24 protein-coding genes are annotated in these 24,450 nt (G+C 39.8%); 7 read left to right on the top strand and 17 right to left on the bottom strand.

Features of this window, described 5'->3' with window-relative positions; genetic code table 11:
- Positions 1-23 precede the first annotated feature (23 nt).
- Positions 24-590: a D-glycero-beta-D-manno-heptose 1,7-bisphosphate 7-phosphatase gene (gmhB, locus tag M998_RS06045; RefSeq protein WP_068441349.1), complete on the bottom strand. Its 567-nt coding sequence runs from the start codon at positions 588-590 to the stop codon at positions 24-26.
- 170 nt (positions 591-760) lie between these two features.
- Between gmhB and metN the strand changes: the two genes are divergently transcribed.
- The 6 genes from metN (at position 761) to proS (ending at position 6,596) form a co-directional block, all read left to right on the top strand.
- Entirely contained in the window at positions 761-1,792 is a 1,032-nt protein-coding gene (gene metN / locus M998_RS06050) for a methionine ABC transporter ATP-binding protein MetN (RefSeq protein WP_068441345.1), read from the top strand.
- Complete coding sequence (gene metI / locus M998_RS06055) at positions 1,785-2,438, top strand: methionine ABC transporter permease MetI (protein WP_068441342.1); 654 nt, start codon at positions 1,785-1,787, stop codon at positions 2,436-2,438. The genes metN and metI overlap by 8 nt, the downstream gene beginning before the upstream one ends.
- A 120-nt stretch (positions 2,439-2,558) precedes the next feature.
- A complete protein-coding gene (locus M998_RS06060) occupies positions 2,559-3,380 on the top strand; it encodes a MetQ/NlpA family lipoprotein (protein ID WP_068441339.1) in 822 nt (273 codons plus the stop codon).
- A 236-nt stretch (positions 3,381-3,616) separates the two neighbouring features.
- A complete protein-coding gene (gene rcsF / locus M998_RS06065; protein WP_068908064.1) occupies positions 3,617-4,018 on the top strand; it encodes an envelope stress sensor lipoprotein RcsF in 402 nt (133 codons plus the stop codon).
- 7 nt (positions 4,019-4,025) lie between these two features.
- A complete protein-coding gene (gene tsaA, locus M998_RS06070; protein ID WP_068441333.1) occupies positions 4,026-4,745 on the top strand; it encodes a tRNA (N6-threonylcarbamoyladenosine(37)-N6)-methyltransferase TrmO in 720 nt (239 codons plus the stop codon).
- A 120-nt stretch (positions 4,746-4,865) separates the two neighbouring features.
- Positions 4,866-6,596, top strand: a complete 1,731-nt coding sequence (gene proS, locus M998_RS06075; protein ID WP_068908065.1) for a proline--tRNA ligase — start codon at positions 4,866-4,868, stop codon at positions 6,594-6,596.
- 91 nt (positions 6,597-6,687) lie between these two features.
- Here proS and chbG read toward each other — a convergent pair whose 3' ends face one another.
- The 7 genes from chbG to nlpE form a co-directional block, all read right to left on the bottom strand.
- A complete protein-coding gene (gene chbG / locus M998_RS06080; protein WP_068908067.1) occupies positions 6,688-7,443 on the bottom strand; it encodes a chitin disaccharide deacetylase in 756 nt (251 codons plus the stop codon).
- A 49-nt stretch (positions 7,444-7,492) separates the two neighbouring features.
- Positions 7,493-8,842: a 6-phospho-beta-glucosidase gene (locus M998_RS06085; protein ID WP_068441323.1), complete on the bottom strand. Its 1,350-nt coding sequence runs from the start codon at positions 8,840-8,842 to the stop codon at positions 7,493-7,495.
- Between the two features lie 163 nt (positions 8,843-9,005).
- Positions 9,006-9,872, bottom strand: coding sequence for a transcriptional regulator ChbR (gene chbR, locus M998_RS06090; protein ID WP_082787524.1), 867 nt, complete (start codon positions 9,870-9,872; stop codon positions 9,006-9,008).
- A 27-nt stretch (positions 9,873-9,899) separates the two neighbouring features.
- Complete coding sequence (gene chbA, locus M998_RS06095; RefSeq protein ID WP_068441320.1) at positions 9,900-10,244, bottom strand: PTS N,N'-diacetylchitobiose transporter subunit IIA; 345 nt, start codon at positions 10,242-10,244, stop codon at positions 9,900-9,902.
- Positions 10,245-10,286: 42 nt separating this feature from the next.
- Positions 10,287-11,645 carry a PTS N,N'-diacetylchitobiose transporter subunit IIC gene (gene chbC, locus M998_RS06100; RefSeq protein WP_068441316.1) on the bottom strand — a complete coding sequence of 453 codons (1,359 nt, stop codon included), beginning with the start codon at positions 11,643-11,645 and terminating at the stop codon, positions 10,287-10,289.
- A gap of 115 nt (positions 11,646-11,760) precedes the next feature.
- Positions 11,761-12,081 carry a PTS sugar transporter subunit IIB gene (locus tag M998_RS06105; protein WP_068441313.1) on the bottom strand — a complete coding sequence of 107 codons (321 nt, stop codon included), beginning with the start codon at positions 12,079-12,081 and terminating at the stop codon, positions 11,761-11,763.
- Positions 12,082-12,451: 370 nt separating this feature from the next.
- Positions 12,452-13,108 carry an envelope stress response activation lipoprotein NlpE gene (gene nlpE / locus M998_RS06110; protein ID WP_068441731.1) on the bottom strand — a complete coding sequence of 219 codons (657 nt, stop codon included), beginning with the start codon at positions 13,106-13,108 and terminating at the stop codon, positions 12,452-12,454.
- A gap of 271 nt (positions 13,109-13,379) precedes the next feature.
- Between nlpE and rof the strand changes: the two genes are divergently transcribed.
- Positions 13,380-13,643, top strand: coding sequence for a Rho-binding antiterminator (gene rof / locus M998_RS06115; RefSeq protein WP_068441311.1), 264 nt, complete (start codon positions 13,380-13,382; stop codon positions 13,641-13,643).
- A gap of 63 nt (positions 13,644-13,706) precedes the next feature.
- On the opposite strand, the gene tilS is transcribed toward rof, so the two are convergent.
- The 9 genes from tilS to skp all read right to left on the bottom strand — a co-directional run bounded on the left by tilS (position 13,707) and on the right by skp (position 24,378).
- Positions 13,707-15,059, bottom strand: coding sequence for a tRNA lysidine(34) synthetase TilS (gene tilS / locus M998_RS06120; protein ID WP_068908068.1), 1,353 nt, complete (start codon positions 15,057-15,059; stop codon positions 13,707-13,709).
- A 135-nt stretch (positions 15,060-15,194) separates the two neighbouring features.
- Positions 15,195-16,154, bottom strand: a complete 960-nt coding sequence (gene accA, locus M998_RS06125; protein ID WP_068441305.1) for an acetyl-CoA carboxylase carboxyl transferase subunit alpha — start codon at positions 16,152-16,154, stop codon at positions 15,195-15,197.
- A 12-nt stretch (positions 16,155-16,166) separates the two neighbouring features.
- Entirely contained in the window at positions 16,167-19,649 is a 3,483-nt protein-coding gene (gene dnaE / locus M998_RS06130; protein WP_068908070.1) for a DNA polymerase III subunit alpha, read from the bottom strand.
- An 11-nt stretch (positions 19,650-19,660) separates the two neighbouring features.
- Positions 19,661-20,254, bottom strand: coding sequence for a ribonuclease HII (gene rnhB, locus M998_RS06135; protein ID WP_068441297.1), 594 nt, complete (start codon positions 20,252-20,254; stop codon positions 19,661-19,663).
- Positions 20,254-21,408, bottom strand: coding sequence for a lipid-A-disaccharide synthase (gene lpxB, locus M998_RS06140; RefSeq protein ID WP_068908072.1), 1,155 nt, complete (start codon positions 21,406-21,408; stop codon positions 20,254-20,256). Before lpxB ends, rnhB begins: the two co-directional genes overlap by 1 nt.
- 52 nt (positions 21,409-21,460) lie before the next feature.
- Entirely contained in the window at positions 21,461-22,258 is a 798-nt protein-coding gene (lpxA, locus tag M998_RS06145; protein WP_068441291.1) for an acyl-ACP--UDP-N-acetylglucosamine O-acyltransferase, read from the bottom strand.
- Position 22,259: 1 nt separating this feature from the next.
- Entirely contained in the window at positions 22,260-22,712 is a 453-nt protein-coding gene (gene fabZ / locus M998_RS06150; protein WP_068441286.1) for a 3-hydroxyacyl-ACP dehydratase FabZ, read from the bottom strand.
- Positions 22,713-22,842: 130 nt separating this feature from the next.
- Positions 22,843-23,880, bottom strand: a complete 1,038-nt coding sequence (gene lpxD / locus M998_RS06155; protein ID WP_068441281.1) for a UDP-3-O-(3-hydroxymyristoyl)glucosamine N-acyltransferase — start codon at positions 23,878-23,880, stop codon at positions 22,843-22,845.
- 3 nt (positions 23,881-23,883) lie between these two features.
- Positions 23,884-24,378, bottom strand: a complete 495-nt coding sequence (gene skp / locus M998_RS06160; RefSeq protein WP_068441278.1) for a molecular chaperone Skp — start codon at positions 24,376-24,378, stop codon at positions 23,884-23,886.
- Positions 24,379-24,450 lie beyond the last annotated feature (72 nt).

A 24,450-nucleotide genomic window follows, 5' to 3' on the forward strand; every position in this document is an offset into this window, starting at 1 on the left:
CGCTGACTTATCATCCAAAACGCTTATTTTTTGATTCTTTTTAAGGCTTCTGGCAGCTCTGCAATGCTATTAATGACAATATCCGCGTTCGCAATAGCATCATCAGTAACTGGTTCGCCGCTTTTTACTAATATAGTCGTGCCTACTTGCGCCGCTTTACCTGCTTGCATATCAGCAAGTTTGTCACCTACCATAATAGAAGAAGCCATATCAATGTTTAGAAATTCCTGAGCTTCTAATAACATTCCTGCTTTTGGTTTACGGCAATTACAGTCTTGACGGTATTCTTCTTCCGTTGCTTCTGGGTGATGAGGGCAGAAATAGATGCCATCAAGTTCAACATCACGGTCAGCAAGAGACCAATCCATCCACTCAGTAAGTTGCATAAATTGGTCTTCGCTATAAATACCACGACCAATTCCTGACTGGTTTGTGACAACCACTAATGCGTAACCCATTTTTTTCAATTCAGTCATCGCTTCAATAGCACCTTCGATAAATTGAAAGTCATCTATTTTATGCACATAGCCATGATCGATATTAATCGTACCGTCTCTATCTAGAAAAACTGCAGGTATACCTTTGCTCACCGGTTAACTCCTAAAAATAAAATGATTTTTAGTATCTCACGAAAAGAAAAGAAATGAGAATAGAATAAATACATCAAACCTTATTGACTTAGACGTCTAGACGCCTTAACATCCAACCATATTAGATACATTATCTAGAAAACAATTCCGGTAAAAATTAGAACATATAAATGATAAAGCTCTCAAATATAAATAAAGTTTTCCAGCAAGGAAGCCGTAACATTCAAGCGCTAACCGATATTAGCCTGCATGTTCCTGCTGGTCAGATATATGGCGTTATAGGTGCTTCAGGTGCAGGTAAAAGTACATTAATCCGCTGCGTTAACATGCTTGAGCGCCCAACATCAGGACAAGTCATTGTTGGAGGCCAAGATTTAACCTCTTTACCTGAAAAATCTTTGACAAAAGCTCGTCGCGGAATTGGTATGATTTTCCAGCATTTTAATTTGCTATCTTCCCGTACAGTTTTTGACAACGTGGCATTGCCGTTAGAGTTAGACAATACGCCAAAAGATAAAATTAAGCAGAGAGTGAACGAACTTCTTGAACTTGTTGGCTTAATGGATAAGAAAGATGCTTATCCTGCAAACCTTTCTGGTGGGCAAAAACAGCGCGTTGCGATTGCCCGTGCGCTCGCGAATTCACCAAAGGTTTTATTATGTGATGAAGCAACCAGTGCATTGGATCCTGCAACAACACGCTCTATCCTTGAGTTATTAAAAGATATTAATCGCCGTTTAGGGTTAACTATTTTACTCATCACCCATGAAATGGACGTTGTTAAGCGTATTTGCGACCAAGTGGCTGTTATTAGTGGTGGCCAACTAATTGAGCAAGATAAAGTCAGTGAGGTTTTCTCTCATCCGAAAACACCTGTTGCTCAAGAATTCATTAGATCGACATTAGTCATCGATATCCCTGATGATTATAAAGAACGTATGCAGAATGAGCCTGGCAAAGATTTATCTCCATTATTAAAACTTGAATTCACAGGCCAATCTGTTGATGCACCTTTAATTTCTATGGTAGTCCGTAAATTTGACATCGATATTAATATATTGAGTTCGCAAATTGACTACGCCGGTGGCGTTAAATTCGGTGTTATGTTAGCTGAATTACATGGCGTTAATGGCGGAATTGAATCCACAATTGAATTTTTAAAAGAACATCATGTCAAAGTAGAGGTTTTAGGGTATGTCTGATGGAATGATTGCACTGCTCATATCAGGAACGATTGATACCATTATCATGACTATCGTTTCTGCAATTTTGGGCTTTATTATGGGTGTACCTACCGGCGTTTTACTTTTTATAACTCGCCGTGGGCAGGTAATGGAAAACACTCTTCTTTACAGTGTGATTTCAGCGGTTGTAAATATTTTCCGCTCAATTCCGTTTATAATTTTATTAGTTTGGATTAGTCCATTCACTAAGTTTCTTGTGGGATCCGCAATAGGAATCGAAGGCGCAATTGTTCCACTGACGGTTGGTGCAATTCCTTTTATTGCCCGTATGGTTGAAAACGCATTATTAGAAGTACCAAGTGGCTTAATTGAGGCATCAAGAGCGATGGGTGCAACCCCATTACAAATTATCAGAAAAGTTTTAATTCCTGAATCATTACCAGGGATTATCAACGCCGCAACGATTACCTTAATTATGTTAGTCGGCTATTCTGCGATGGGCGGGGCTGTAGGTTCTGGTGGTTTAGGACAAATTGCAATGCAATACGGTTACTATACTTATAATCCGATGATCATGAATACCGTCCTCGTATTGTTAATTATCTTAGTATTCATCATTCAGTTTTGTGGTGAGTATTTAATGAAGAAAGTCTCACACCGATAGGTTATCTATATAAATACTTTAAGGCGCATGTATTCGATATAACCTGCGACTTGAAATAGAAAGGGTGTAAATAGCAGCGCCGTGAAGGTGCTTTAAAGCAAGTATTTAAAGGGGTTAATTATGTCTATCAAGTTAAAATCTATTGCAGTTGTCGGCGCGCTATTAGGTACTCTCGTTCTCACCGCCTGTGGCGAAAAAGAAAAAGATCCAAATAGTATTAAAGTCGGTGTAATTATGGGCAAAGAATTAGAGGTTGCTGAAGTTGCACAGAAAGTGGCTAAAGAAAAATACGGTTTAAATGTCGAACTCGTTGCTTTTAATGACTTCGTTTTACCGAACGAAGCACTAAGCAAAGGTGATATCGACGCTAACGCATTCCAGCACAAACCGTATCTTGAACAACAAATCAAGGATCGCAACTATAAGCTTGTCCCTGTTGGTAATACCTTCATTTACCCAATTGCAGCTTATTCTAAACAAATTAAATCAGTTGAAGAGCTGGCTGATGGCTCGCAAGTTGCGTTACCGAACGACCCAACTAACTTAGGCCGCTCTTTACTATTGTTACAACAGCAAGGTCTGATCAAATTAAAAGATAGTACAGGTTTAATGCCTACAGTTTTAGATGTTGTTGAAAACCCAAAAGGCCTAAAATTTGTTGAATTAGAAGCACCTCAATTACCTCGTTCACTTGACGACCAAAAAATCGCATTGGCAATTATCAATACAACTTGGGCAAGCAGTGCAACACCAAAATTAACGCCTGCAAAAGATGGTTTGTTCGTTGAAGATAAAGATTCTCCTTATGTAAACGTTATTGTTGCTCGTGAAGATAATAAAGACAGTGAGAATGTGAAGAAATTTATTCAAGCATATCAATCAGATGAAGTCGCAAATAAAGCCGATGAAGTTTTTGATGGTGGTGCAGTTAAAGGCTGGTAATCTTTTTTATTATTAAAAAAATGATTAATATACTAGATGGCTTCGCGCCATCTAGTTTTTTTTGTATTATATACTCCCATCTTACTTCAAAATGTATGGCTTGTACTGTTATCGGTCATCGCGTTATTTAGGCTACTTTAGCTATCATCGCGTGCCACCTGCATGCATTTCGAATTATTTTGTGTATAAACACATAGCAAAGAAATTTTTATAAACATATAAGAAAGGTATAACTTATGAGACTGTTATTGCTCACCTTAGCGACTTTTGTTTTAGCTGGGTGTGGAATTAACCAATACACGAGTCCAGGGCAGAATAAAGGTTTCTCTAGTATGAAATTGTCAAAACCCGTACCGAGTGTAGCTAAAAAAGACACGGCAAATGTTAAGTTAATGAATAGCCCTGAAGAATTGTTAGGTATGCCTTTCAAAGATTTAGGTGTTGTTTCTGGTGAGTCTTGCAGAGAAAGCGTGCAAAGCCCACCCGCTAATCTTAACTCTGCAAAAAACAGTATGCTAACGCAAGCCGCTTATATTGCTGCTGATGCCGTATTACTGCATCAATGTCAGACAATGACCTCTCCAGGTTGTTATCAAGCAACAATCTGTGAAGGCAGTGCATTACAAATTGTTGAATAATCAAGACATGCAATCCTTCCAATTTAATGTTATTGGGCATATCAAATCCCCATATAAAGAGAAGTTTGCTATTCCACGCCAACCTGGGCTCGTTCCAGGTGGTGTTGGAACATTAGTCTTAAGCCCGCCATTTAATGATCCTAATGCAATTAGAGGAATCGCTCAGTTTAGCCATATTTGGATTATTTTTGTTTTCCATCAGACTATGAATGCTGGTTGGAAACCGTTAGTAAGGCCTCCTCGTCTTGGTGGAAATGAAAAACTAGGCGTGTTTGCAACCCGCTCTACTTTCAGACCGAATCCTGTCGGTATGTCACTTGTTGAGCTAAAAGGAATAAATGCAAGCAATAACCAAGTCATACTTGAATTGGGTAGTCTTGATTTAGTCGACGGTACACCCGTTATTGATATTAAGCCTTATCTACCTTTCGCAGAAGCAATTACAACGGCTAAAGCGGGATATGCGCAAGATACCCCTTGCGATAATATGCAGGTTATTTTTAGTTCTCAGGTACAGCAAGAATTAGAAAGCTATCAAAATGAATATCCCGGGCTTGCACAGTTTATTGAACAAGTTTTAAGGCAAGATCCTCGACCTGCTTATAAAAAGCAATCGACTGAAATACGTGACTATGCTGTCCATTTATTAGATTTTAATGTCCGCTGGCGAGTCGTTGATAGTGTAACCGAAGTATTCGCTATCGAACGCCACGAAAAAATGACTTAACCCCTTTTGGCAAGGCTCTGTCACTGGTAGACTAGATCCTTACATCGCTGCTCAGCAGCCATAAATTATTTGGCCAGCAATCTGCTTGCCAAGATTTGTTGTTCTAATGGAACCTATACAATGCGTACTAGCAAATATCTGCTCTCAACTCTAAAAGAGACCCCTGCGGATGCGGAAGTTATCAGTCACAAACTGATGCTGCGTGCAGGAATGATCCGTAAACTTGCTTCTGGTCTTTACGATTGGCTACCCACTGGCGTACGTGTTCTGCGTAAAGTAGAAACAATTGTTCGCGAAGAAATGGAAAATGCAGGTGCTATCGAAGTCTCTTTGCCCGTGGTTCAACCAGCTGATTTATGGCAAGAAAGTGGGCGTTGGGAACAATATGGACCTGAGTTACTGCGTTTTGTAGACCGTGGTGAGCGCCCTTTTGTTCTTGGCCCAACACATGAAGAAGTGATTACCGATTTAGTGCGCACCGAGCTCACCTCTTATAAGCAATTACCTTTGAACCTATTTCAAATTCAAACTAAATTCCGAGATGAAGTTCGCCCACGCTTTGGTGTGATGCGCTCTCGCGAATTTATTATGAAAGATGCTTACTCATTCCATATAAGCCAAGAATCATTGCAAGAAACTTATGATGCAATGTATGAAGCCTATAGCAAAATTTTCACTCGCATTGGTTTTGATTTCCGTGCCGTTCTCGCGGATACAGGGTCTATTGGTGGAAATGCGTCTCATGAATTCCAAGTATTAGCACAAAGTGGTGAAGATGATGTTGTTTTCTCAACTGACTCTGATTTTGCTGCAAATATTGAATTTGCCGAAGCCGTTGCACCAACAACACCACGTTCAGCACCAACAGAAGAAATGCGCTTGGTGGATACACCAAATGCAAAAACTATCGCTGAATTAGTTGAGCAATTTAGCTTACCTATTGAAAAAACAATCAAAACATTGATTGTTCATGCGGAAAAAGATTCAGGACATACTTTGGTTGCACTCTTGATCCGTGGTGACCATGAGCTAAATGAAATCAAGGCAGAAAAACACCCTTTAGTCGCTAGTCCTCTTGAGTTTGCAAGCGAAGAAGAGATCAGAAATGCGATCAATGCAGGTCCTGGATCTTTAGGTCCAATCAACATGCCTTTACCGATTGTTATTGATCGCAGCGTTGCAGTAATGAGTGATTTTGGTGCTGGTGCAAATATTGATGGTAAGCACTATTTTGGTATTAACTGGGAACGAGACCTTGCTCTACCAGCTACTTTCGATTTACGTAATGTTGTTGAAGGTGATGTTAGCCCAGATGGTAAAGGTACATTACAAATTAAGCGTGGTATCGAAGTTGGTCATATCTTCCAGCTAGGGACTAAATATTCAGAAGCAATGAAAGCTTCAGTGCAAAATGAAGAAGGTCATAACCAAGTTGTTACAATGGGTTGCTATGGCATCGGTGTAACGCGAATTGTTGCTGCTGCTATTGAGCAAAGCCATGATGAGCGGGGGATTATCTGGCCTGACGCAATTGCACCATTCCAAGTGGCTATTTTGCCAATGAATATGCATAAGTCTTACCGTGTTAAAGAAGTCGCCGAAAAGCTGTATGCAGACTTAAAAGCACAGGGTATCGATGTCATTTTCGATGACAGAAAAGAACGTCCAGGTGTTATGTTTGCAGACATGGAGCTGATCGGTGTTCCTTATACCATCGTTATTGGCGATCGCAATCTAGACAACAATCAGGTTGAATATAAAGCTCGTCGCAGTGATGATAAAGAATTAGTTGGCCTTGATAATGTGGTGAGTTTCCTTAAAGAAAAATTAGCATCTTGCCTACGTAAATAAGACTTAACTCGCCCGCGAGTATAGTAAATATAAAGAAAGCCCAAACTCGAGATAAGTATTATTTTTATCTCATAAAGTTTGGGCTTATTCTTTAAATATCTAAATACGAACCTAATTTGAAACCACGCGTTAAAATCTGCTGTTTTAACTCTACTGATGTTAGTACTTCTAACTCAGTAAGTCTCTGGTAAGCATAATTACTTTTCAGCAATGCATTATCAATAAAAGCGGGATGGCTCATGATTTCAATTGATTGATCCCCCCGATTTTTTGAAGCATCTAAAATTTTCAAAAATAATGTTTCAGTAATCACATCACCATAAAATTCATCGCTAAAATAATCTGTGCTCCTAACGCAATAAGACATTGGTGGCCAATTTTTTTCTAATTGGCGATCAACTCTTAATGCCACGCCTTTTTCTTCCGCGAACCTAACGGCGATAGGAAAAATACCTGAAAGCATATGAACATGATGATGACTATCAATATGACTTGGTTTTCTACCAAAAATTTTGACGAAATGATCATACTGCTGATGTAATTCTTGCTCAATTTCTTCTAATGGTAAATCATTCGAATCGATTTCCCACAGCCATTTACCTAAAATACCTTCTCGAGTTAGAGTTGGCATCGAAGAAAAAGGCATTCCTGCCGTTAAAACAAAATGCATGCCAACCGCTAAACTCGGATATTCATGGCTTAATTTGGCAGCATGACCTATTGCTGGCATATTCATCATTGCACTTGTTGAGTGCACTATACCATTTCGATGAGCCTCAATAATGCCATAATTCACCGCTTGGCATAGTCCGAAATCATCTGCATTAACAATTAATAAAGATGCCATTCTTTTTCCTTGGTTTATCCCATTCACAGGCTATTGAACAAATGAACCATTATTCTTCTTCAAGTTTTTTTATCGCAGCATCAAATTGAGGAAGATAAGCTTTATGGGCAATTAACAGCTCTTTTGATAACAAGCGTGCGTCTTTATCTGAATGAATTAACGGGTTGAGATTCATCGCTAATAAAACATCATTAAAGTCACCATTGGTTGCCGCACGACTAGTTGCGATTTCAAAACCTTTTAAGGTATAGATAAGCCCAAGGACTTTATCATCAAAGTGTGTCAACCTCGGATGCGGTTTTGCCCCATTACGCCCTAAAGTACAGGTCATTTCAACCGTCCAATCTGCAGGAATGTTATCAATATGCCCCAGATGTGGAATATTGACATAGTGCTCGGTGTTTTTATCATTATAAATTGCATTAATGACTTCACAAGCGGCATCTGAATAATAAGCGCCACCACGCAACTCTAATTCTTTTGGTTTAACATCTAACGATGGATTTTTATAAAGCTCAAATAATTGATGTTCAACTTTTTGAACAATCTGAGCTCTCGCACCGCCTTTATAATATTCACCCAACTCTATAGCTAACATTTCTTTAGGCTTAAAGTAATACAGTAAATAGGAACATGGAATTAAGTTTAATGAACGTATCAACCCTTCATCAAAAGCTAAGTCAGTAATATTTTTTACTGAATTTGCACTCAGCGTTCCCGATGCAATTCCATCTAATAACTCACCAAAGCGTGACGAGCCATTAACAACGACATCCTTGATAAAAACCATATGGTTTAAACCAAATAAATCAATTGATAAATCATCTGTATCTGACAGATTAAGAACATCTGTGATAAACATTTTCATACCAATTGGAATATTACACACACCAATAAAGCGTTTAAAGTTTGTGTGCCGATAAACAGCCTCAGTAACCATTCCAGCTGGGTTAGTAAAATTAATAACCCATGCATTAGGACAGATTTCTTCAACATCTTTGATAATATCGAAGATCACAGGAATAGTACGAAGCCCTTTAAATAGACCACCAGCACCATTCGTTTCTTGACCTAAATAACCATGTTTTAGCGGAATAGACTCATCAATTTCTCGTGCTTTTAATTGCCCTACTCTTAATTGCGTTGTCACAAAATCAGCATCTTTTAATGCTTCTCTACGATTTAGGGTTTTATATACTTTTAATGGAATGCCAGCATGCTTTATCATTCGTTCACAGAGATCAAAAATAATATCTAATTTTTCTTTTCCCTCTTCAACATCAACAAGCCATAACTCAGTCACTGGAAGCTCATGATAACGCTTAATAAATCCTTCTAATAATTCAGGTGTATAGCTACTACCACCACCGATAGTGACAATCTTTAACTTCTTACTCATATTAGCCTCATTTATATCTAAAATAATTCAATATACGTATTTGCGTATCATCTATTTGAAATATAATGGATATACTTTTATATTTTGAATATAGAAAGCACTCCACTTTGTAAAAAGTGGATATGCTTAAGTTTCTCAACTAATTAATTTTCAATTAAGAATGTTAACCAACCATTCTTTGTTCAACACTAAATAAATTTTTTCGATAATCACTTGGTGTTAAAGATGTTAATTCTTTAAATTTTTTGACAAATAGGCTTGGACTGCTGTAACCCGATTCAAATGCAATATCTGTTATTGAATAATTTGTTATTTCTAATTGTTTTTTAGCAAAATTAATTCGAATATCATTAATAATTTGCATCGGTGTTTTACCATAAAAACGCTTTGTAGCTCTTGTCAGATACTCTTGTGATTTCCCTGTCATTGTTATCATATTTTGTAATGCACTCTCACTGAACATAGCAATATCATGCATTTCTTCTAATGTAGATTTAAGCCATTGAGGTGCATCATCTTGTAGGCTCTTTTCACGAAAATGGCGCAATCGATTAACTACATTGAAGGTGACTAATTCAACAAATTCATTGAATTCGTTATCACGAAAATTTAGAGATGCAATAACCGATTCAATGTAAGCCATAAATTCATTTTTTAATTGATAGCTTTGAGAGGCAACAAAGCAACTCGGTAATAATGATAGATAATGTTTATCAAAAAATGATTTACTAATTCCTACATTCAAAACTCGAGTCGGGCCAAACTCATAAGAGCTTTCGTGATTAGAGCCTATTGGTAAAAAAACAAAATCGCCTCTTTCTAATAAAACGCGTTTACCATTAATGATTTGATAGCAACGTCCTGTTAGGACAATCATATATTCATAATAGTCATGTTGATGCAATCCGCTTGCACTCTCAATTTTATTATAAATAAATACATGAAAGGTTTTGTTATTAAAAAGCTCACTTTCCTGAACCATTTTAATATCCGCATTAGTATCGGTTCTATTCATTAGTATCTGCATCATGATCCCCTTTCCTATCGGCTTACCTTTTTATCGTTCTAGCTTTTCATGAAGTTCAATTAATTCAGTAATTAACTCACGAGCCAGCATCGCATTCATTAAATGATCTTGTGCATGAACAAGAACTAAACTGACTTTTATTCGCCCTTCGCCCATGTCACTTTCAATTAATTGCGTTTGTACTTTATGTGCTTCATTAAGAGCGGAATGAGATTGTTCCATCAAGATTTTTGCATTATCAAAGTCGCCCTGTTTTGCCTTTTTTAATGCGGTATAAGCAAGGCTTCTAGCCTGTCCCGCATTAATAATCAGCCCCATAACGACTTCTTCTAATTCATTTACTGTATCTTCTTGAATATCATCGAGCTCAAACATGTTTTTATCTCTATTTTAATGGGGAGAGAACTCCCCTTAATTTTAAAATTTTAATGAGTTTGCGATATCTTCTTCACTTTCTTCTTCATCAATCGTATTTTGCGCTTTGTTCGAAATCACGACGAAAGGAATGTAAACCAATACTGCAACACCAAGGTTAAATAATGCGAGTAATAATGCAGCAATACTCCCATTTGTATTAAAGAATGCAGCTAACCCTGTAGGCATTGTCCACGGCGCAATATTTGTCACCGGTGGGATAATCCCTAAATAATAGGCTGCTACCATTATTCCGGCTAACAATGGCTGTATCAGAATAAATGGGATAAACATGACTGGGTTCATAATAATCGGCAATCCAAAGATAATAGGTTCATTAATTTGGAAGATACCTGCTGGCAACGCAATCTTAGCAACTTGGCGGTGGTCTGCGCGACGTGATGCAATGAAAATAGCAATAATCAAGCCTAGCGTTGCCCCTGTACCACCAAGGAATACATAAGAATCAAGCATAGGCTTCGCCCACATATGGAATGATTTACCCGCTGCAATTGCCGCATCAACCGAGCCATATTCTGCATATAAAGACACGTTTTCCAGTGCCCATGGCGTCATAATGCCACTATCTAAAGCGGTAAGCGCCAGTGAGCCATGAATACCAAAGAACCATAATAATGATGTAAAAATGACATATGCCCAACCCACGACATTACCCATTGATGCAAGTGGTGTTGAGACTGAATCCATAATTATTTGATGGAAGTTACTACTAATTCCAGCCAATGCCCATGAAATTATCCCCATGATAGACAGGATAATAAAACCCGGAATAAGTGCAGAGAATGAACGAGCAACGGAAGGAGGTACGCTATCAGGTAATTTAATAACCCAATTACGGCGAACAATAAAGGTAAACATCTCGGCAACAACTAACCCCAAGATGATCCCCGAGATAATATTTGCGCCACCTAGCCAATTCGCACCAACAGCATAAGCACCATTAACTTCATAAGGTGTTACGGTCATAAATGAAGCAACAGCCAATAGACCTGCCGCGAGTGGATCGACTTTGCGCTCTTCAGCTAATGCCATTGCGATAAAAAAGGGCGCCATTAGAGACATTATTCCGAGCGTTCCGTTATAAACATTCCCCCCTATGGCCTTAAACCCATTGAGAGTCTCAATCGTTGCCGGTTCAAGCCGTACACCTAATGAGTAGAAAAATGACCCTGTATCAAAGCTAAGAAAAACATTATTAATTAGAACAAACATCGCACCAACTAACGTTAGTGGCATGATACGAATAAAACCATTCTTTATTGCATTAACATGAGGTTGCTTTCCTAATCGAACAGCAAAAGGAAGGAGTACCTTTTCAAGAGAAGTGATGACGAGACTCATAAAAATACCCTCAATTATTTGAGTGTGCTCCATTTTCTAATGACAAAATCGCTGAGGATAATATCAATAGTGATGAAGTCATTATTTAGTAGAGGTAGTAAGTAGCTCTCTAGGATTAATTCGTTGTTTTACTTTTTATTATTGCAACTGCTGCTTTCAATACACCAAGCCCATCCACTTTGCCGTATAAAAGCGAATCAATAACCTCAACAGTTTTATTAGGTAATAATTTTTTAATATCATCTAACATCCAAGCAATTTGAGGCCCTAATAGCACCAGATCAGCATCAACACCTTTTTCTGCCGCTAAGCTTTCAGGGAAAGCTTCAATATTGACAGGGACATCATATTTTTCTGCCTGCATTCTCATTTTGTTAACTAACAGAGAGGTAGACATACCTGCAGAACAAAATAAGTAGATATTTTTCTTCTTCATTCTTTATCCTTGATTCATTCTTGTTATTTTGATTACCATTGTAATTTATAAATTTTCTTGCTGGCTTATCGCTTTACTCTATAAAGCCTTTAGATATATAAATTACTTCTAGTTGAATGAAGTATACGTACTTCCCCATAAAGACGATATTTCTTTGTTATCAAGAATTATCTCTCATTGACCAAGCACTATGACACCCTTCACATTTATGCAAATATTTTGCGTCAATAAAAAAGTTATACTGATATCAAATAAAGAAAGGCTTATATAGTGGAATAGACAAACTGAGGTTATTAACCAGAATTGAAACGCTTGAATAGCAAAAAGGCCCAATAAAATTGGGCCTTTTATATGAATAATTTAGTTTAGATTATTTGCAAGAAGCTGATTTATCAAATTTAACTTTACCTGTTTGTACTAAAGCAGAGTCAAATTGGCCATCTTCCATTGAGGGGCGAACTGAATAATAACCTTCAACCTCAACATATACAGGTGTTCCACCTTCTACACCCGATTCGCTATAGCCTTTTTCCAGTTCAATGCCTGAAGCAGTATATTGACGCCCTGATCCGCACTCTTTAAATACCGCGGCATCCGCCATATAACGGTACTCACCGATTTTTTTACTTGGCTTAACTTGTTCAAGGGTATAATTCATTTGTGTTTCGATTGGATTACCATCCAAATCTAGCAAGGTGACTGATTGACCATCTTCAGCTTGAGCAAAATAGGTTTTCTCATCTTTTGAATTAGCTAAATGTAATTTTTTACCCTCAGCTTCCCATTTACCCGCTTCACGAAATGCGCGGTCACCTTCTTTCGTTCCCAAATAAACAAGCTGTTCCACATAGCTACCATCCTGGTTAACTAAAAGAGTCGCCTCAATACCAGAACAATCAGCACAAGGAATAACCCCTGTATATACTTTATCAATTTGTGCCGTATTGGTATTCGTTGTAGTAGTTTGACAGCCTGCTAAGGTAATCGCACTGACAGTCATTAATGCTAACAATAGTGATTTCTTCATTATAATTCCTTTAAAATCATTCATATTTGACTCTTTAATCAACATATACATCATATCATCTTGAGTCACAAAAAGACGTGATGCTTTAGATAATTAGGACATTACTGATAAAATACGTCATGCATAAATTTAATGAATAAGAATTGTCTTTTTCATCTAGCACCGATTATAGTTATTAAAATTACTGTGCTATTATCGATTAAAGCACATTATGCTTGGTACAACATGTTCAAGGCGGCAATAACCGCCACTAACACAGTGGTGAGGGAATATGTCTACAGATACTGAATATCAACCTATCAATTGTGATGATTACGAATATCTAGAAATCGCATGCCAGCGCCAGCTAAAGTTACTCATTGAGCTTAATGGCGGCGAGAATATTGAAGGGCAAGCCAGTGATTTGCTCCTACGTAAAAAAGTAGAGTACCTGATTGTTGAAACACATGAAGGAACAAAAGAATTACGTCTGGATTGCATTAACACCTTCAGTCATCCAGAAATCGGCACGATAGTTGTCGACCACTCTCACTAACACTCGCAATTTCGAGTTCTTCTACATCCCCTTATGATAGTCACAGTCATAAGGGGTTTCTCTTTATAAACTTACTTGAAATTCATTGTTTTTTTGCCAGTTAATCGCAATCCCAACTTTCCCTTCATCAACTAAACCGAAAGGTGTAATAAAGCTGCCTACCGCGGCTATAAGTTCATCATTATAGTAAATAAGTGGTGTGCGCTCTCGCATCCAAGGAGCGATACCTAACTCTTGCCATATTTTTTTACTGCTTCTTGAATGGGTTCTTCCCACAATATTAATTGTGCCTTGTAAGCCAAAACGGACAGTCACTTTTTCATGTTCGTTGGGAGGACGAATTTGCCCTTGCCCATGCATAATTTCAAGTTGCCCAAGAGATTCCGGTAATGTGAATAAATTCGGATAATCCCAATCATATTGCTTATTAGTTAAACGAGTTATGCGCCTAACAATCCACAAAGCACCTTGGTAGCGTCTAATTTCTACATCCCCTAGGCGACAAACTGGCTCTGCATCTTGCCGAGCCAAAGCAACTTCTTGCCAAATGCGTTGTAGTTGATTAAACGGTGGCATGGGTAACTGGTGTAAACCCACCCAGCGGCGGATCAGCCCATTGCGTTTTGCCGGCGAACAACTATTTAGGCTATCAATAAATAGTCCACCATGATAATCCATCATTTCATCTAACGAATCTTGCAATAATTCATCAAGTAATGTTTCTTGTTCCCCACACAGCGCCGCACTACGCGATACTGCACTCGAAAAATGAGGCCAGCGTTCGGTCAATAACGGCATGATATGTAAACGAAGAAAATTTCGATCATATTTATCATTTTGATTACTATCGTCTTCAACCCAAGGTAGCTGGTTTTCTTGCATGTATTCTTCAAGCTTTTCTCGGGGTATCGACAATAATGGTCGTAATAAATATGTGTTACCTATCGTTGCCTTAAATGGCGTAATCTGTGGCATCGATGAAAGCCCTGTAGGCCCACTTCCTCGCTTTAACGCTAGCATAAAGGTTTCAGCCTGATCATCTTGATGCTGAGCCGTCACAATTATTTCATTCTCATGTAGTTCATCACGATAAGCTTGATAACGAGCATCTCGCGCTGCGGCCTCTATTCCGCTATGAGTTGGGTCGACTTGAACCTGTTGGCAAATAAACGGAACACTCCACTCCTTGCACAATGAAGCACAATGTTTTTCCCATGCATCCGCCTTTGTGTTTAAACCATGGTGAATATGAATTGCGCGGATTTGGAGCAAGGGATTTAGGTTATTTTTGATTTGGCAAAGGGCATGCAACAGCACAGTAGAATCAATTCCACCACTGAATCCAACCAGTATTTTTTGAAAATCTTTTATTTTGCTGAATATTTGCTCAACGATGACTTGTGATTGTTTCACCATTCATTTGCCCTTCTTCATTTTTTACGACTTTTTTCAGTTCAAATACATAGATGCCGAACACAATAACAAAAAAAGCGGGGGCTGGTAAAAACCAATCCCCGCCAGTCAATAAACGCTTAAGACAAAGTAGCGCGATTAACAGTAGCCATATCCCATCAATCGCTGATAACGACGATTTTTTAAGGCTTCAGCATCAAACTCTTCGAGCTCATTAAGGTCTTCAATAAGACGCGCTTTGAGCGATGCTGCAATTTCTTCATAATTACGATGCGCACCACCTAAAGGCTCAGGAATAACATTGTCAACAAGCTTCAATTCTTTAAGGCGTGGCGCAGTAATCCCCATCGCTTCAGCTGCTAATGGCGCTTTGTCTGCACTTTTCCAAAGGATAGATGCACAACCTTCTGGCGAAATAACAGAATAAGTGCTGTATTGCAGCATATTCACTTTATCACCAACACCGATAGCTAACGCGCCACCTGAACCACCTTCACCAATAACGGTACAGATAACCGGAACAGATAAACGTGACATTTCACGCAGGTTACGGGCAATCGCTTCAGATTGACCACGTTCTTCAGCGCCGACGCCAGGATATGCACCTGGGGTATCAATGAAAGTGATAATAGGGAGATTAAAACGATCGGCCAGTTCCATCAGACGTAATGCCTTACGGTAACCTTCAGGGGCCGGCATACCAAAGTTACGACGTATTTTCTCTTTGGTCTCACGACCTTTTTGATGACCAATAATCATGACTGGGCGACCATCTAAGCGCGCCATTCCACCAACGATAGCTTTATCGTCAGCATAAGCACGGTCACCTGCCAATTCCTGAAAATCAGTAAAAATACGTGGAATATAATCCAATGAATAAGGGCGTCGAGGATGACGAGCAAGTTTTGCAATCTGCCATGCACCAAGATCAGAGAAAATTTTACGTGTTAGTTCAACACTTTTCTCACGTAAACGAGCAACCTCTTCATCCAGGTTGACTTCTAAGTTGTTATCTTGACGGCTAACTGCAGTTAGGGAATCAATTTTCGCCTCTAATTCAGCAATCGGCTGTTCAAAATCAAGAAAATCCAGACTCATAATATTCCTATTTTAGTCAAATTCTAATTCTACCTGCTCACTACCTAGCAGAGTTCGAAGATCGTTCAGAAGGGGATCCACGGGTGTCACACGCCAAACAACGCCAAATTTAAGCTTGGCTCTGGCATCATCCTTCTGATAATACAAATGAACCGGGATCGTTCCTGAACGGTGAGGTTCAAGCGTATTACGAAGCCGGTTCAACAATTGATCGTTAATTTGTTTATCTGACAGTGATATAGCAAGTCCTCGTGCATATTTTTCCCTTGCTTCACCAATATCCATTAACTCGCGCACTGTCATTTTATTACCACCATTGAAATCATCAAAGCTGACCTGGCCGGTGGCGATTAATATATTATCTTTTTCCAGCATGTGCTGGTATTTCTCCAGAGCATCTGAAAATAACATAATATCCAGACGACCGGAACGATCATCAAGCGTGCAAATACCAATTCTATTTCCACGCTTGGTTGTAATAACTTTTGCTGAGAGTACTAAACCTACCACAGTTGTCATTTGACCACGAGGGGTTGGGTTCACATCTTTCAACCTGAGACCATTAGTATAACGCTCAATCTCACTTAAGTACCGTGTTATCGGGTGCCCAGTTAAGTAAAGCCCTAATGTTTCTCTTTCGCCATCAAGTACAACTTGCTCTGGCCATTTAGGTACACTTGCATAAGAACTTTCAACCTGTTCAGGTGCATCAGCAAGCACACCAAACATGTCAGCTTGTCCAATGGCTTCCGCTTTTGCATGTTGATCCGCCGCTTTTAATGCATCTTCAAGAGAAGACATTAACGCTGCACGATGCGGGCCTAAACGATCAAATGCCCCTGCCATGATCAATTTTTCCATCACACGGCGATTAATTTTTTTTATATCAACACGGGCGCAAAGATCAAAGATTTCTTTAAAGAACCCACCTTGTTGGCGAGCTTCAACGATTGCTTCGATAGGACCTTCACCGACACCTTTAATGGCGCCAATACCGTAAACTATCTCACCTTCATCATTCACATGGAAGTGATATAATCCGCTATTAATATCTGGCGGCAATACTTTTAACCCCATTCGCCAGCATTCGTCAACCAAACCAACCACTTTTTCTGTGTTATCCATATCTGCGGTCATTACCGCTGCCATAAATTCAGCAGGATAGTGAGCCTTTAACCATAAGGTTTGATATGAAACTAATGCATATGCAGCTGAGTGCGATTTGTTAAAACCATAACCGGCAAATTTCTCTACCAAGTCAAAGATTTTCATCGATAGCTCGCCATCAATACCATTTTTGATGGCACCATCTTTAAAAATAGAGCGCTGCTTCGCCATCTCTTCAGGTTTCTTTTTACCCATCGCACGGCGCAGCATATCTGCACCACCAAGGGTGTATCCAGCAAGAACCTGAGCAATCTGCATAACCTGTTCTTGGTACAAAATAATACCATAAGTTGGCTCTAGAACAGGTTTTAATGATTCATGTTGCCACTCTACATCAGGGTAAGAGATTTCCTCGCGACCATGCTTACGATCAATAAAGTTATCTACCATGCCTGATTGCAACGGCCCTGGGCGGAAGAGTGCCACAAGAGCTATCATATCTTCAAAGCTATCTGGACGTAGCCGCTTGATCAAATCTTTCATACCACGGGATTCTAATTGGAATACCGCCGTTGTTTCTGAACGCTGTAGCATATCGAAACTTTTTTGATCTTGCAGAGGGATCGCTGCGATATCTATAGGCGCTAAATTTTTCTTGGTGCGCCGCGCGTTGATCATTTCCAACGCCCAATTGATGATAGTTAGAGTACGCAAACCCAAGAAGTCGAATTTGACTAGCCCCGCATACTCAACATCATTTTTATCAAACTGGGTAACTGGGTTATTACCTTCCGCATCACAATAAAGTGGTGCAAAGTCGGTGATTTTTGTTGGTGCAATAACCACTCCACCCGCATGCTTACCTGCGTTTCGTGTTACACCCTCAAGCTTGCGAGCCATGTCTATCAATGCTTTAACTTCTTCATCGGCAGCATAGATTTCAGGTAGCTGAGGCTCAACTTCAAACGCTTTTTCCAGTGTCATACCGGGATCTAACGGGATTAATTTGGATATTCTATCGACAAACCCATAAGGGTGTCCTAGTACACGTCCTACATCTCGAATAACGGCTTTAGCCGCCATTGTACCGAACGTGATGATCTGTGATACCGCATCACGTCCATACATTTGCGCAACATGATCAATCACTAGGTCGCGTTTTTCCATACAGAAATCGACGTCAAAGTCAGGCATGGAAACACGTTCAGGATTCAAAAAGCGCTCGAATAATAGATCAAATTCAAGTGGATCTAGATCAGTAATTTTTAGCGCATAAGCAACAAGCGAACCCGCTCCTGAACCACGCCCTGGGCCAACAGGTACGCCATTATCTTTCGACCATTGGATAAATTCCATGACGATAAGAAAGTAACCAGGAAACCCCATCTGATTGATAACGTTCAATTCAATTTCTAAACGCTCATCATATTCTTTGCGTTTCTCAACTCTTTCTTTTTCATCAGGAAATAAGAATTCAAGGCGCTCTTCTAAACCTTTTCTCGAGCACATAACCAAGAAATCTTCAGTCTTCATATCACCCGTTGGAAACTGTGGTAAGAAGTATTCACCAAGACGAATAGTTACGTTACAACGCTTAGCAATCTCTACACTGTTTTCTAACGCTTCAGGAATGTCGGCAAATAACTCGCACATTTCCGCTTCTGAACGTAAGTATTGCTGAGGGCTATAATTTTTAGGTCTTTTAGGGTCAACCAAAGTAAAACCATCATGGATAGCAACCCGAATTTCATGGGCATCAAAATCGCTACTCTCAATAAAACAAACTTCATTGGTTGCAACGACAGGCAAACCTTTTTTTGCCGCTAGCTCTACCGCTGCATGCAAATAACTCTCTTCATCAGGACGCCCTGTTCTGATGAGCTCTAAGTAATAGCTATTCGGAAAGTGTGTTTGATAAAACTCAATGCATTCATCAACAAGCGTTTGGTTACCACGCAATAAAAATTGCCCAACATCCCCTTTTCGACCACCAGAAAGTAAAATTAAACCTTCTTTGTGCTTTGCTAGCCAATCACGATGTATTGTTGGTCCTATCGGCCCATACCCTTTCTGATAAGCTTCAGAGATAAGTAAAGTAAGATTTTGGTAGCCTTCATTATTGCGGGCTAGCACAGTTAAGTGAGCAACTTCATCACCTAACATTTCACTTTCCACACAAAAATCTGCACCAATGATAGGCTTTATACCCGCACCATGAGCCGCACCATAAAACCTGACTAATCCACATAGATTAGTAAAATCAGTAATTGCGAGTGCAGGCATGCCCATCGCAGCAACTTTTTTAACTAATGGCGCCGTTTTCGCCAGCCCATCAATCATGGAGTAGTCACTATGGACACGCAAATGAATAAAACGAGGAGAAACCATCAACCTTATACCTATTGTTTAATTTCTAAGGCGCGCCGTACTGGTGCGAAGCTCTTACGATGAAACTCAGTGGCTCCGTGTTGTGCCAGTTTTTCTAAATGGTAAGGCGTTGGATAACCTTTATGTTTCGCAAAACCATATTCAGGGAAGATTTTATCAAGCTCTACCATTTCCCTATCCCTTACTACTTTTGCTAAAATAGAGGCTGCACTTATCTCTTGAACCAGACTATCACCTTTAACCACCGCTTGTGATGGCATCAATAATTCAGGGCAACGGTTACCATCAACCAACACAAAATCAGGCGTGATAGATAACCCAGCAACGGCACGTTGCATCGCTAACATTGTCGCATGCAATATATTTATTTTATCAATTTCTTCGGGTTCTGCACGACCAATACACCAGCAAAGTGCTTTTTCTTTTATTTCATCGAACAATTTTTCACGTTTTTTTTCTGTTAGCTTTTTTGAGTCCGCTAATCCTACTATTGGATTATTAGGATCAAGGATCACGGCTGCCGTCACCACTGCCCCAACGAGAGGACCACGTCCGACTTCATCTACACCAGCAATTAAGTTGGCTTTAGGGTATATAAAATCCATTATTTTCTAACCAAATCGAGTACTGCGTCAGCAGCTTGTTTGTCTGCATCACAGCGAATAAGTTGATGCAATTGCAAAAAGGTTTCTTTCAAATCATCAACCTGCTCACCACCATTTAATAAAGGGATAAGGTACTGTGCTAATTTTTCAGGTTGGCATTCTTCTTGTAATAGCTCTTTAACTATCTCTTTTTCTGCTAGCAAATTAGGTAAGGAAACATACGGCGTTTTGACTAAACGTTTTGCCAACCAAAAAGTAAATGGCTTCATTCGATAGCCTACGACCATTGGACATTTCGTCAACATACATTCAAGGGCGGCGGTTCCCGAAGCAAGTAATGTTGCATCGGCAGAGATCATCGCATCACGAGCTTGCCCATCGAGAATATGAACATGTAGCTCGGGTGCAACCTCTTCCCTAATAGCGTCAAATTGTTGACGTCGCTTTGCATTTACCAACGGAACGACAATATGTAGATTTGTGAAGTGTTGATGTAAGATTTTTGCCGTTTTTAAAAAATCGGCACTCAACATTTCAACTTCTGAATGACGGCTTCCAGGTAATAAAGCCAAGCATTTTGCGGTCTCAGGAATACCTAATCGTGCTCTAGCGGCCTGTTTATCGGGCTGAAGTGGTATCGCATCTGCCATCGTATGTCCGATAAAACGACAAGGTACATTAAAACGATCATAGAACGCTTTTTCGAATGGTAGGAATGCGAGCACGAGATTAGTTGCGCGTCCAATTTTAAACACGCGTTTTTGACGCCATGCCCATACAGATGGGCTGACATAATGAATTGTTTTGATGCCTTTTGCTTTTAATCTGCCCTCAAGAGTGATGTTAAAATCAGGGGCATCAATGCCGACAAAAATATCGGGCTGCAATTGTGTAAAGCGTTGCGTTAAATCTTTACGAATAGAGAGCAGTCGAGGTAAACGACCTAATACCTCAACAATACCCATGACGGCAAGCTCTTCCATTTCGTACCAGGCTTCACATCCTTCGGCTTGCATCAGTGGACCTGCAACACCAACAAAACGCGCATTTGGCACTTGTTCTTTTAGTGCACGGATAAGGCCCGCACCTAAAATATCACCTGACGTTTCGCCGGCAACAAGGCCAATAGTAAGTGGGCGGTTATTATTCACCAAAATTCGCTCCTTAATAAAGGCCTTTACTTCATTCGTCTGTTAATAAAAAAAATTAACGAATGATACCACGATTAGATTGTGCCGAGTCTTCGAGGAAGTCGCTGAACACTTTGACATGCTCATTATTTTTTGCCATTTCAGCAATTTCTTCACGGGCTTCTTCTAACGATTTACCTGAACGATATAATGTTTTATAGGCATTTCGGATCGCATGAAGAGACTCTTTGTCAAACCCGCGGCGTTTTAATCCTTCGAGGTTTAAACCATACGGCGTCGCGTGGTTACCCTGAGCAATTACGTATGGAGGTACGTCTTGTGCAACCCCAGAACATCCCCCCACCATGACGTGTGCGCCGATTTTGCAAAACTGATGAACCGCAGTCATTCCGCCGATAATTGCAAAATCACCAAGGAAGACATGCCCACCTAAAGTGCCGTTATTTGCAATAATACAGCGATTACCAATGATACAGTCATGAGCAATATGCACATTAACCATCAGCAAGTTATCATCACCAACTTTTGTTAAACCGCCACCTTGTGTTGTACCTCGATGGATAGTAACGCTTTCTCTGATGCGATTTCTATCCCCGATTTCAACTCGTGTCGGCTCACCTTGATATTTTAAGTCTTGGTTAATTTCGCCGATAGAGGCAAACTGAAATATCACGTTATCACGGCCAATTTGTGTATTACCGTTAATAACAATGTGTGATTTCAATTCTGTGCCTTCGCCTATTTCAACGTCAGCACCAATATAACAAAAAGGGCCAATACGAACATTGGCTCCGATGATAGCTCCATCTTCTACGACAGATGAAGGATGAATATAGGCTGTCTTATCAATCATATCAGACCTCACGGCGACGGGCGCACATCATTTCTGCTTCGCAGGCCACTTCTCCATCAACTTTTGCAACACCTTTAAAACGTGCGACTCCACGGCGTTCTTTGATAAATTCTACTTCCAGAACCATTTGGTCTCCAGGTAGAACTGGACGCTTAAAGCGCGCACCATCGATTGCTGCAAAATAGTACAATTCACCGGGTTCTAATTTTCCAACACTTTTAAATGCAAGGATACCCGTGGCCTGAGCCATAGCTTCTAAGATTAACACGCCAGGGAAAATAGGCTTACCTGGGAAATGCCCTTGGAAAAATGGCTCATTAAAAGAAACATTTTTGACTGCGCGCAAAAATTTACCTTCTTCAAAATGCAATACGCGGTCAACCAAAAGGAAAGGATAACGGTGCGGTAGCAGTTCTAAGATTTCTTCTATATTCAGAGTATGATTATCACTCATCGAAATACTCTTCCTGTCTATTAATACGATTTAATTAACGAATCGGCCTGCTTTAACCTTTAAAATAGGTTAACTGGCAGGCCGGAAAAACGTAACTCAGATGACTATTTTAGCCTGAATTACAAAATGTTTACTGTTTTTTTTGGTTTTGGCTATCTAATTCACGCTCAATAGTTTTCAAGCGCTTATTCATCTCATTGATACTTAAGACTAAAGCTGCTGTCTTACGCCAAACTTTATTAGGCTGTAAAGGAATACCTGAAGAGTATACACCGGGCTCTGTAATTGGTCTCATGACCATACCCATTCCTGTTACTGTTACCTTATCGCAAATTTCCATATGACCATTAATAACACTTGCTCCGCCAATCATACAGTAACGACCAATTTTTAAACTGCCCGCCATGATGACACCACCAGCAACCGCAGTATTATCGCCAATAATCACATTATGCGCAATTTGACACTGGTTATCTATAATAACACCATTACCAATAACTGTGTTATCTAATGCTCCACGGTCAATTGTGGTGCAAGCACCAATTTCGACTCGAGATCCAATGATCACTGTACCTAATTGAGGTATTTTGATCCAATTACCACGATCATTTGCATAACCGAAACCATCAGATCCAATAACAGTACCGGATTGGATCAAGCACTGATCGCCAATCTCGATATTATGATAGATACTGACATTGGCCCATAAACGGGTTCCAGCGCCAATATGTGTATTTTTACCGATAAAGCAACCTGCTCCAATCACCACGTTATCACCCAGCACCACTCCGCTTTCGATAACGGCATTAGCGCCAATTGCAACATTGAGACCTAATTGGGCATCATCAGCAATAACCGCTGATACATGGATATTTTCAGCCGGACTTGGCGTGGTGTCCATGATTTGAGCCATACGTGCATAAGCAAGGTAAGGATTATCAACAACTAATGCTGAAACCTTACAAGCTTCGAGATCTTTTGCTGTGAGGACAACCGCGGCAGCCTGACATTCAGCCAGTTTATCACTATAGCGGCTATCAGATAGAAAAGTAATCTGCTGATTATTTGCTGAATGCATCGGGGCAATACCGGTGATGACGATATCGCCATCACCGTGTAATTGCGCATTCAACTGCTGAGCAAGGTCAGCCAATCGAATTGAAGACATCTATTATTTAACCTGTTTTTGAACCTGACTTGTGATGTCAATGCTATCTTTTGCATATGCAACCGCATTTGCATCAATAACCACATCATAGCCTTCTTTCGCAGCAACAGATTTAATAGAATCTTGAATACGAGTTAAGATTTTATTACGCTCTTCACCTTGACGACGACGATTGTCTTCTTCAAATTTTTGAGCTTTTTCAGCAAATTGGTCACGTTTAGTCATGAGTTCTTTTTCAAGCTTTTCGCGATCGCTTTGCTTCATTGTCGCACCATCACGACGCAGTTTTTCTACGCGTGATTGCAAATCTTTTTCTAGATTTTGCAATTCAGTACCACGACTTTTGAACTCACTCTCGAGCTGTTTAGCAACGGCTTCACGAGCAGGCATATTTTGGAAGATTTCGCCTACGTTTACGATAGCGATTTTCTCAGCATAAGCACCTGCTGACATAGCTAAAGCAATACTAACACCCGCTGCACACAACAATTTTTTCACACTAAACTCCTTAACCCATATTTATGGCTGGAAATTTTGGTTGCCCTCATTCGAAAATGAGGGCTTTCTTCG

Source organism: Providencia heimbachae ATCC 35613 (assembly GCF_001655055.1).
GTDB lineage: Bacteria > Pseudomonadota > Gammaproteobacteria > Enterobacterales > Enterobacteriaceae > Providencia > Providencia heimbachae.

Bases quoted from the DNA above. Each gene is read 5' to 3' on its own strand.
- rof (WP_068441311.1), top strand. From the start codon at position 13,380: ATGTCTACAGATACTGAATATCAACCTATCAATTGTGATGATTACGAA.
- proS (WP_068908065.1), top strand. From the start codon at position 4,866: ATGCGTACTAGCAAATATCTGCTCTCAACTCTAAAAGAGACCCCTGCG.
- dnaE (WP_068908070.1), bottom strand. From the start codon at position 19,649: ATGGTTTCTCCTCGTTTTATTCATTTGCGTGTCCATAGTGACTACTCC.
- fabZ (WP_068441286.1), bottom strand. From the start codon at position 22,712: ATGAGTGATAATCATACTCTGAATATAGAAGAAATCTTAGAACTGCTA.
- metI (WP_068441342.1), top strand. From the start codon at position 1,785: ATGTCTGATGGAATGATTGCACTGCTCATATCAGGAACGATTGATACC.
- tsaA (WP_068441333.1), top strand. From the start codon at position 4,026: ATGCAATCCTTCCAATTTAATGTTATTGGGCATATCAAATCCCCATAT.
- lpxD (WP_068441281.1), bottom strand. From the start codon at position 23,880: ATGTCTTCAATTCGATTGGCTGACCTTGCTCAGCAGTTGAATGCGCAA.
- M998_RS06105 (WP_068441313.1), bottom strand. From the start codon at position 12,081: ATGAAGAAGAAAAATATCTACTTATTTTGTTCTGCAGGTATGTCTACC.
- tilS (WP_068908068.1), bottom strand. From the start codon at position 15,059: ATGGTGAAACAATCACAAGTCATCGTTGAGCAAATATTCAGCAAAATA.
- chbG (WP_068908067.1), bottom strand. From the start codon at position 7,443: ATGGCATCTTTATTAATTGTTAATGCAGATGATTTCGGACTATGCCAA.
- lpxA (WP_068441291.1), bottom strand. From the start codon at position 22,258: ATGATTGATAAGACAGCCTATATTCATCCTTCATCTGTCGTAGAAGAT.
- metN (WP_068441345.1), top strand. From the start codon at position 761: ATGATAAAGCTCTCAAATATAAATAAAGTTTTCCAGCAAGGAAGCCGT.
- chbR (WP_082787524.1), bottom strand. From the start codon at position 9,872: ATGATGCAGATACTAATGAATAGAACCGATACTAATGCGGATATTAAA.
- rnhB (WP_068441297.1), bottom strand. From the start codon at position 20,254: ATGGATTTTATATACCCTAAAGCCAACTTAATTGCTGGTGTAGATGAA.
- rcsF (WP_068908064.1), top strand. From the start codon at position 3,617: ATGAGACTGTTATTGCTCACCTTAGCGACTTTTGTTTTAGCTGGGTGT.
- M998_RS06085 (WP_068441323.1), bottom strand. From the start codon at position 8,842: ATGAGTAAGAAGTTAAAGATTGTCACTATCGGTGGTGGTAGTAGCTAT.
- accA (WP_068441305.1), bottom strand. From the start codon at position 16,154: ATGAGTCTGGATTTTCTTGATTTTGAACAGCCGATTGCTGAATTAGAG.
- chbA (WP_068441320.1), bottom strand. From the start codon at position 10,244: ATGTTTGAGCTCGATGATATTCAAGAAGATACAGTAAATGAATTAGAA.
- M998_RS06060 (WP_068441339.1), top strand. From the start codon at position 2,559: ATGTCTATCAAGTTAAAATCTATTGCAGTTGTCGGCGCGCTATTAGGT.
- chbC (WP_068441316.1), bottom strand. From the start codon at position 11,645: ATGAGTCTCGTCATCACTTCTCTTGAAAAGGTACTCCTTCCTTTTGCT.
- nlpE (WP_068441731.1), bottom strand. From the start codon at position 13,108: ATGAAGAAATCACTATTGTTAGCATTAATGACTGTCAGTGCGATTACC.